The sequence below is a fragment of the Tistrella bauzanensis genome (assembly GCF_014636235.1).
Classification (GTDB): Bacteria; Pseudomonadota; Alphaproteobacteria; order Tistrellales; family Tistrellaceae; genus Tistrella; species Tistrella bauzanensis.
Window position 1 is genome coordinate 22,476 of the sequence record NZ_BMDZ01000064.1, and the last position, 8,090, is coordinate 30,565.

The following is an 8,090-nucleotide window of genomic DNA, read 5'->3' on the forward strand; positions in this document are numbered from 1 at the left end:
ATGGCCATGACATCTGTGGCCGGTCGGGCCGCCACCACCACGCGGCCCGCGCGCGTGCTGACCGTCATCGGCGGCATCTATGTCACCCAGAGCATCATCGGCGGTCTGACTTTCCACGGCCTTCCGACGACCTTGCGTGCCGCCGGTGCCGGTTACGAGGTGATCGGCCTGGTATCGCTGCTGATGCTGCCCTGGGCGTTGAAATTCCTGTGGGCGCCGTGGATCGAGCGCCTGCGCCGGCCGGCCGGCGGCGGGCGCAGGACGCGGGTGATCGTGCTGGCGGGTCAGGGGATGGCGATCATCATCATCGCCACCCTCGCCGCCAGCGCCGGGCTGCCGCCGCCGGCGATGGTTCTGGCGGTGCTGGCCTGGGCGGCCCTGGTCACAGCGACGGTGGATATCGGCTGCGATGCCTATGCGGTGGAACAGTTGCCGCCGGCCTTGCGCGGGCTGGGCAATGTCATGCAGGTCGGTGGCGGCTATGTCGGCGCGCTGATCGGCGGCGGGTTGTTTCTGGTGCTGGTCGACCGTGCCGGCTGGAGCCTCGCCATCCTGACCCTGGTGGTGGTGATGGCGGCGCTGACCCTGCCGATGGCGCTGACCCGCGAGGGGCCGCCGGCGATCGCCGCTGTCGGCACCGACCCCGCGCACCGGCCGTCGCTGGCGCGGGCCTTCGCCCGCCGGCCGGTGCTGATCGGGTTGGTGGTCGTGCTGTTGATGCAGGCCGGGCTCAGGCTCGCGATGGGGCTGACCGGGCCGATGCTGGTCGATCGCGGCGTGTCGCTTCAGGTGATCGGCCTGGTCAGTGGTGCCGGCGGCATGGCGGCCAGTCTGGTGGGCACGCTGCTCGCGGGTCTGGCCTTGCGCCGTGTGGCACCCGAACGTCTGCTGGCGCCGCTGGTCGCGGTGGAAGGTCTGCTGCTGGCCCTGCTGGCCGCGGCGATCATGGGGGATGTGGCCGCACAGCCGGTGCTTGGCCTCACCGTGGTGCTGTCGCTGGTTCAGGGGGGCGCTTTCGTGGCGCTGTACAGCGCGATGATGGGCTGGTCAGCCTCGCCGCAGGCCGGGGTGGATTTCACCCTGCTGCAATGCGCCGACGCCGGCATCGCCGCTCTGGCCGGATTGTCGGGCGGACTGATCGCCGCCGCCATCGGCCTGGATGTCAGTCTTGCCCTGGCTGCCGCCATAAGCCTTTTCGCTGCCGGGTTGATCCCCGCACTGATCGCCCGGATGCGGCGCCCTGAGGGGATGCCCGCATGACCAGCCACATCAACCGCCCCCATGCCGTCATCGCCGGCGCCGGCATCGCCGGGCTTGCCGCCGCCTGGTGGCTGGACCGGGCCGGATGGCGCGCCACCCTGATCGAGCGTGCCCCCGACCTGCGCACCGACGGCTATATGATCGGCCTGTCGGGGCCGGGGCTGGCGGTTGCCCGGCGGATGGGGCTGATGCCGGCCCTGACCGCCCGGGGCCGCGACATCGCCGAGAACCTGTATCTCGATCGCGACGGGCGCGAATTGCTGCGGCTGCGCTATCACGACCTGCTGTCGGGAGTGGAGTGGATCACGCTGGCGCGTACCGCCCTGATCGAGGTGCTGGCCGAGGCGATGCCGGTCTCGGCCGCACTGCGGTTTGGCGCGCGTATCGCCAGCCTCGACGATCGCGCGGGTGCGCCGGTCGGGGTGGCGCTCGCATCCGGGGAGACGCTGGAAGCCGATCTGGTGATCGGCGCCGAGGGTCTGCGGTCCGATCTGCGCCGGCTGCATTTTGCGCCCGACGAGACCGCGCTGGAGCCGCTGGGCTATGGCGTCGCCGCCTTTCGCCTGCCCGATACGCTGGGGCTGGGGCGGGATTTCCTGTCCTATGCCGAGCCCGGCCGGCTGACCGAGTTCTACACCCTGGCGGATGGCTCGCTTGCCACCCTCTATGCCTGGCGCCGAGGCGCTGACAATCTGCCGTCGGACGAGACGGCCAGGGTCGCGGCGCTGAAGGCTGCCTATGCCGGTGGCCATCCGGCGGTGCTGGCGGCCATCGATGCCCGCGATCCCGCGGGTGGGCTGTATGTCGACACCACGCTGATGACCGTGCTGCCCCGCTGGTCCACCGGCCGGGTGCTGCTGCTGGGCGATGCCGCCCATTGCCTGACCCTGTTATCGGGCCAGGGCGCCGGGATGGCGATCACCGCGGCGGCCGGGCTGGCCGAATGCCTGCTGCGCCACCCGCTCGACATCCATCGGGCGCTGGCCGAGCACGAGGCCCGGCTCAGGCCGGTGATCACCCGGCTTCAGACCCGCAGCCGCAAATTAGCCCGCCTGTACATTCCGGCCACCCCGGCCGGATTCCGGCTGCGCAATCTGGTGCTGCGCCACATGCCCGCCCAACTGCTGGCCCGGCAGCTCACCCGGGATCTGCGGGGCGAGGGACCGTTCTGATCCGGCAATCTCCACGGTTCTGAAGCCGCCGGCCGGGAAATCGGCTAAGCTGGGGCGGGGCCGGATCGGGGAGATGGTGGGCCGGATCGGGGAGATGGCGGATGTTTGTTGAAGGCGTGGTGGTGCTGGGCGCGCTGGGGGGCGGGCTTGCCCTGTTCACCGGCTGGACCGCGAAGCGGGTGGAGGCGGCAGTGCCGCCGCGCGGCCGGTTCATGGAGATAGACGGTTGCCGCGTTCATTACCTGGATGACGGCGCGCCCGGCGACACCCGGCCGGCGCTGGTTATGGTGCACGGGCTGGGCGGCCAGATGCATCATTTCAGCCACAGCCTGCTGGCCCGGCTGCGCGCGGATTATCGGGTGATCCTGATCGATCGGCCGGGCAGCGGCTATTCCACCCGGCCCGATGGCGCACCGGCCAATCTGCGGGCGCAGGCGGCGCTGATCGTGGCGGTGATCCGCGCGCTCGATCTGCCGCATCCGCCATTCCTGGTCGGTCACTCCCTGGGGGGCGCGATTGCTCTGGCGGTGGCGCTGGATCATCCGGATGCCGTGTCGGGCATCGGGCTGATCGCGGCGCTGACCCATCCTGAGACCGATCCGCCGGCGGTGTTCAAGGGGCTGGCGATCCGGTCCGACATCGCCCGGCGGCTGGTGGCCTGGACGCTGGCGACGCCGATGTCGTTTCTGCGCGGCCAGGCGGTGCTGGCGGCCGTGTTCGGCCCCGACCCGGTGCCGGCCGATTTCGCCACCGCCGGCGGTGGATTGCTGGGCCTCCGGCCGCAGGCATTCCGCGGCGCTTCGATCGATATGGTAGCGGTCAACGACGATCTGCCGGCGATGGTGGCGGATTACGCGGCGATCACCCGGCCGGTGCATATGATCTTCGCGCGCGGCGACCGTATCCTGAACTGGCAGACGCATGCCGAAGCCCTGAAACAGACATTGCCGGCCCTGGATCTGACCTTGATCGAGGGCGGCCACATGCTGCCGGTCACCGCACCCGACGCGGTCGCGGCCTGGATCCGGCGGGCGGCCCCGATCGGCTGACAGCCGGCACAAGCTGCATTCTTTCATAGTCAATCGCTATCATGTCCATACTGACAATCGATTTCCACTATGGATGCAGGCCGTGCAGGATCATGAAGACGGGCCAAGCGGCACACCGCAGCCCCGGACATGTGAGGAGGCAGACCCCATGACCACCCGGAATGACGATCCGAAGACCGACAACACAACGGTGCCGACCCTGACGCTGGCCAGCGGCGCGCCGGTGGTGAGCAATCAGAACAGCCGCACCGCCGGCCGTCGCGGCCCGGTGACGCTGGACGATGTGCATCTGATCGAGAAGCTGGCCCATTTCAACCGCGAGCGGATCCCTGAGCGGGTGGTTCATGCCAAGGGTTCCGGCGCCTTCGGCACCTTCACCGTCACCCACGACATCAGCCGCTATACCCGGGCGAAGATCTTTTCCGAGATCGGCAAGACCACGCCGCTGCTGTTCCGCTTCTCGACGGTCGCCGGCGAGCGCGGCGCGGCGGATGCCGAGCGCGATGTGCGCGGCTTCGCGATGAAGTTCTATACCGAGGACGGCAACTGGGATCTGGTCGGCAACAACACGCCGATCTTCTTCATCCGCGATCCGCTGAAATTCCCCGATTTCATCCACACCCAGAAGCGCGATCCGCGCACCAATCTGCGCAACCCCACCGCCATGTGGGATTTCTGGTCGCGCAGCCCGGAAAGCCTGCATCAGGTGACGATCCTGTTCTCGGATCGCGGCCTGCCGGCCAGCTATCGCCATATGCACGGCTTTGGCAGCCATACCTTCGGGATGGTCAATGGCGATGGCGAGCGGGTGTGGGTGAAGTTTCATCTGAAGTCGGAACAGGGCATCCGCAACATATCGGATGAACAGTCGGCCGGGATCATCGGCCAGGACCGCGAAAGCCATCAGGCCGATCTGTATGACGCCATCGAGCGCGGCGACTATCCGCGCTGGGCGGTGAAGATCCAGGTGATGACCGAGGCGGAGGCCCGCGCCACTCCCTTCGATCCGTTCGATCTGACCAAGGTGTGGCCGCACAAGGACTTCCCGCTGATCGATGTCGGCGTGGCCGAACTGGACCGCAACCCGGAGAATTACTTCGCGGAAATCGAGCAGTCGATCTTCAGCCCCGGCAATCTGGTGCCCGGCATCACCGCCTCGCCCGACCGCATGCTTCAGGCGCGCCTGTTCGCCTATGGCGACGCCCATCGCTATCGGGTGGGGGTGAATGCCGATCAACTGCCGGTCAACCGGCCGCTGGTCCAGGCCCATCCCGCCCATCGCGACGGCGCGATGCGGCTGGACGACAATGGCGGCCGCGCGCCGAACTACGAGCCGAACGGCTTCGGTGGTGCCGTGGAAGATCCGACGGCGGGCGAGCCGCCGCTGCCGCTCGACGGCCCGGCCGATCGCTATGATCACCGGATCGGCAATGACGACTATACCCAGGCCGGCGACCTGTTCCGGCTGATGGACGACCGGCAGAAGGATCTGCTGATGACCGCGATCGCCAATGCCATGGCATCGGTGCCCGACGACATCAAGCAGCGCCAGATCGGCCATTTCACCAAGGCCGACCCCGCTTATGGCGCGGGCGTGGTGGAACGGCTGGGCCTGCGTGCCCTGGATGCCGCCGAGTGACGGTGGAACCTCTGGCGGCATCGCGTGATTGATCCGCCAGCACATCGGCGGTGACCGCCAGGACCTCGGACATGACCAGTTTCCCGCCCGTCAGGGCCGGGACCGGCCGGGGCCTTCCGCCCGCAACGCCCGCCCGGGCGGCCCCGGCCGGACCTGTCCGTACATCGACGTCTGCCTCCCGGCGATGTATGGGGGGATCACCGCCCGGGCGGCTGTTGCCGCAGCCGTCCGGGCGGCATACTCTCGCGGACATGATGACGGAGCGCGATCCCATGACCACCGAGACGATGACCGACCGGCAGGTTCCGGCCGTCGCGGAGCCGTCGTCCAGACCTCCGGGCGCACGGCGTCGCCGGCTGCTGAAACTGGCCGGCTGGGGCTTCGTGGCGCTGGGTGCCGTGGGCGCGGTGCTGCCGCTGTTGCCGACGACGATTTTCCTGATCGCCGCCGTTGCCTGTTTCATGCGCGCCGATCCGGTCCTGGCCCGCAGATTGCTGGACCATCCCCGTTACGGCCCGCCACTGTTGGCATGGCGCGACCGCGGCGCCGTGTCGCGCAAGGGCAAGATCGCCGCGATCACCGCCATGGCGGCAGGGCTGGGCCTGTCGTGGGGGCTGGGCGCGCCAGCCCTGGTGCTGGCCGCCACCGGCGCCATATTGGTGCCGGTGGCGATCTGGCTGGCGGCCCGGCCTGAGCGATAGGCCGTCCCGAGCGATAGGCCGTCGGCAGCCGATGCTGGTCAAGCGGTGGTCTGATAGCGATCGGCCGCCCGCTCCTGCCGGAAGCCCGGCAGCATCGTCTGACGCGCGGCCTGGAAGGCGTCCCACTGGGCGGCATCATGCAGCGGCGGGATGGTGACCGGCTCGCGGCGGTCGAAACCGACCAGAGCCGCATCCACCAGTTCGTCGACCTCCATCAAACCGGGCACGGTGTTGATGTCGGTCCCCGACCGCGCCCAGATCTCGGTGCGGGTGGCGGCGGGCAGCACCGCCTGGACATAGACGCCGGCCGGGGCCAGTTCCAGACTGAGCGCCTGCGACAGGAACAGCATGAAGGCCTTGGTCGCGCCATAGACCGACAAGCGGAATTCGGGCGCCAGCCCGACCACCGAGCCGATATTGATGATCGCGCCCGCACCCGCCGCGGCCAGACGTGGCGCCACGGCGCTGGCCAGCCGGACCGGTGCTGTGGTGTTCAGCGCCACAAGCCGCCCGACATCGTCGGTCGCCTGCTCGATGAAGCTGCCGCCCAGGCTCGCTCCGGCATTGTTGACCAGAATGCCGATCCGGTCATCCTCACGCAGCCGCGCCTCGATCACCGCCAGATCGGCGGCGCTGGTGAGATCGGCACCGATGATGTCGATGGTCACACCATGATCCCGGCGCAGGCCATCGGCCAGCGTCTCCATCCGCGCCGTGTCGCGCGCGACCAGAACCAGATCATGGCCGCGACCCGCGAACCGCGCCGCATAGGTGGCGCCGATGCCCGAAGACGCGCCGGTGATGAGAACGGTGGGGAGTGTCGCCATAGGGTGCTTCTTTCTCTGACGGGGCTGGCTCAATCATGATGTATATCATGATTGAGGTCAGATAAGCAGGCGGTCATGTGGTTCAAGGGCCCCACCGGCCGGTGCGGGCGATTCCGCCCGCGATGTGCCGGCGGATACCCTGTCAGGCGCTTTCGGGGATGCGCGCGATCACCTTGATTTCGAAATCGAAGCCGGCGAGCCAGGTGACGCCGATGGCGGTCCAGTTGGGGAAGGGCGGCTGGCTGAAGATCCGGTTCTTGATGCCCATGATGGTCTCGAACTGGGCTTCGGGATCGGTGTGGAAGGTGGTGACGTCGACGATGTCGTCAAAGCCGCAGCCGGCGGCGGCCAGGGTCGCGGCCAGATTGTCGAAGGCCAGTTGCACCTGACGCGCGAAATCGGGTTCCGGCGTGCCGTCGGGGCGGCTGCCGACCTGCCCTGAGACGAAGAGCAGATCGCCCGAGCGGATCGCGGCCGAATAACCGTGTGCTTCATAAAGGGCGTGGCGGTCGGCGGGGAAAATCGGATCGCGCTGGGCCATCATCTCTATCCTTTGATCATCGCCGGCCGCGCGAGGCTTCCAGGCCGGCGGGCGATTTGATATACGTCGTGTATGTAGACATGCGGACATACGTGCCGTATGTCAATTCATATACGCAGTGCATGCGAATTTTGAAGGGATCGGAGGGATGGCCGGCCGACGCGCGGAGATGATGGAGGAGACCCGGGCGAAACTGATCGCGGCGGCGCGCCGGGCCTTTGCCGAACAGGGATATGCCGATGCCTCGATGGACGATCTGACCGCCGATGCCGGCCTGACGCGGGGCGCGCTCTATCACAATTTCGGCAACAAGCGCGGATTGCTGGCGGCGGTGGTCAACCAGATCGATGCCGAAATGGCCGCGCGCGCGCAGGCGGTCGGCGCGCAGGCGGGCGACGATTGGCAAGGGTTGCTGGCCGAGGGCGTCGCCTATATCGAAATGGCGCTCGACCCCGATGTGCAGCGCATCGTTCTGCGCGACGGGCCGGCGGTTCTGGGCGACCCGTCGCAATGGCCCAGTCAGAACAGTTGCCTGCGGGAGACACAGCAGACGGTGGAACGGCTGATCGAGCGCGGGCTTCTGAAGCCGGTCGATCCGGAGGCCGCCGCCCGGCTGATGAACGGTGCCGCCCTCAACGCTGCCCTGTGGGTCGCGGCCAGCGACGATCCGGACGCTGTCCTGCCGAAAGCGGTCGAGGCGTTCCGCTGCCTCGCGACGGGGTTGCTGGCATAGCGGCGCCACGCCGCTTCGCGTCAGGCCGGATCGAGCGTCAGGACGCGCGTCGGGGCCGATCACTCCGTCGGTGATTGACCGGCGCTATGGAGGCTGTCGCGCAATGAGCGCGGCGGGCTGGTTTAGAGCGTCACCGTCGCCTGGGACGGCGTGAGGCGGCCCGTCCTC

The 8,090-nt window shown here is 68.5% G+C and carries 8 protein-coding genes; 6 read left to right on the forward strand and 2 right to left on the reverse strand.

What is annotated here, in order from left to right:
- From IEW15_RS20490 to IEW15_RS20510, 5 genes are all read left to right on the forward strand, one after another.
- Positions 1-1,260, forward strand: coding sequence for an MFS transporter (locus IEW15_RS20490; protein ID WP_188581420.1), 1,260 nt, complete (start codon positions 1-3; stop codon positions 1,258-1,260).
- A complete protein-coding gene (locus IEW15_RS20495; RefSeq protein ID WP_188581422.1) occupies positions 1,257-2,432 on the forward strand; it encodes an FAD-dependent monooxygenase in 1,176 nt (391 codons plus the stop codon). Before IEW15_RS20490 ends, IEW15_RS20495 begins: the two co-directional genes overlap by 4 nt.
- Before the next feature lie 101 nt (positions 2,433-2,533).
- Positions 2,534-3,481 (forward strand): alpha/beta fold hydrolase, encoded by a 948-nt coding sequence (locus IEW15_RS20500; protein ID WP_188581424.1) that lies wholly within the window; start codon positions 2,534-2,536, stop codon positions 3,479-3,481.
- A 148-nt stretch (positions 3,482-3,629) separates the two neighbouring features.
- Positions 3,630-5,120 (forward strand): catalase, encoded by a 1,491-nt coding sequence (locus IEW15_RS20505; protein ID WP_188581426.1) that lies wholly within the window; start codon positions 3,630-3,632, stop codon positions 5,118-5,120.
- A 272-nt stretch (positions 5,121-5,392) separates the two neighbouring features.
- Complete coding sequence (locus IEW15_RS20510; RefSeq protein ID WP_229708396.1) at positions 5,393-5,821, forward strand: YbaN family protein; 429 nt, start codon at positions 5,393-5,395, stop codon at positions 5,819-5,821.
- 38 nt (positions 5,822-5,859) lie between these two features.
- Here the strand turns inward: IEW15_RS20510 and IEW15_RS20515 are convergent, their stop codons facing one another.
- Together IEW15_RS20515 and IEW15_RS20520 are read right to left on the reverse strand one after the other, a co-directional pair.
- Positions 5,860-6,648, reverse strand: coding sequence for an SDR family NAD(P)-dependent oxidoreductase (locus tag IEW15_RS20515; RefSeq protein ID WP_188581428.1), 789 nt, complete (start codon positions 6,646-6,648; stop codon positions 5,860-5,862).
- Positions 6,649-6,790: 142 nt separating this feature from the next.
- A complete protein-coding gene (locus tag IEW15_RS20520) occupies positions 6,791-7,189 on the reverse strand; it encodes a RidA family protein (protein ID WP_188581430.1) in 399 nt (132 codons plus the stop codon).
- A gap of 148 nt (positions 7,190-7,337) precedes the next feature.
- On the opposite strand from IEW15_RS20520, the gene IEW15_RS20525 reads away from it, so the two are divergent.
- Positions 7,338-7,922, forward strand: coding sequence for a TetR/AcrR family transcriptional regulator (locus IEW15_RS20525; protein ID WP_188581432.1), 585 nt, complete (start codon positions 7,338-7,340; stop codon positions 7,920-7,922).
- Positions 7,923-8,090: the final 168 nt, after the last annotated feature.

What these genes read in the sequence shown, in the direction of transcription:
- IEW15_RS20510 (WP_229708396.1), top strand. Translation starts at nt 5,393, where the DNA reads ATGACCACCGAGACGATGACCGACCGGCAGGTTCCGGCCGTCGCGGAG.
- IEW15_RS20520 (WP_188581430.1), bottom strand. Translation starts at nt 7,189, where the DNA reads ATGGCCCAGCGCGATCCGATTTTCCCCGCCGACCGCCACGCCCTTTAT.
- IEW15_RS20500 (WP_188581424.1), top strand. Translation starts at nt 2,534, where the DNA reads ATGTTTGTTGAAGGCGTGGTGGTGCTGGGCGCGCTGGGGGGCGGGCTT.
- IEW15_RS20490 (WP_188581420.1), top strand. Translation starts at nt 1, where the DNA reads ATGGCCATGACATCTGTGGCCGGTCGGGCCGCCACCACCACGCGGCCC.
- IEW15_RS20495 (WP_188581422.1), top strand. Translation starts at nt 1,257, where the DNA reads ATGACCAGCCACATCAACCGCCCCCATGCCGTCATCGCCGGCGCCGGC.
- IEW15_RS20505 (WP_188581426.1), top strand. Translation starts at nt 3,630, where the DNA reads ATGACCACCCGGAATGACGATCCGAAGACCGACAACACAACGGTGCCG.
- IEW15_RS20515 (WP_188581428.1), bottom strand. Translation starts at nt 6,648, where the DNA reads ATGGCGACACTCCCCACCGTTCTCATCACCGGCGCGTCTTCGGGCATC.
- IEW15_RS20525 (WP_188581432.1), top strand. Translation starts at nt 7,338, where the DNA reads ATGGCCGGCCGACGCGCGGAGATGATGGAGGAGACCCGGGCGAAACTG.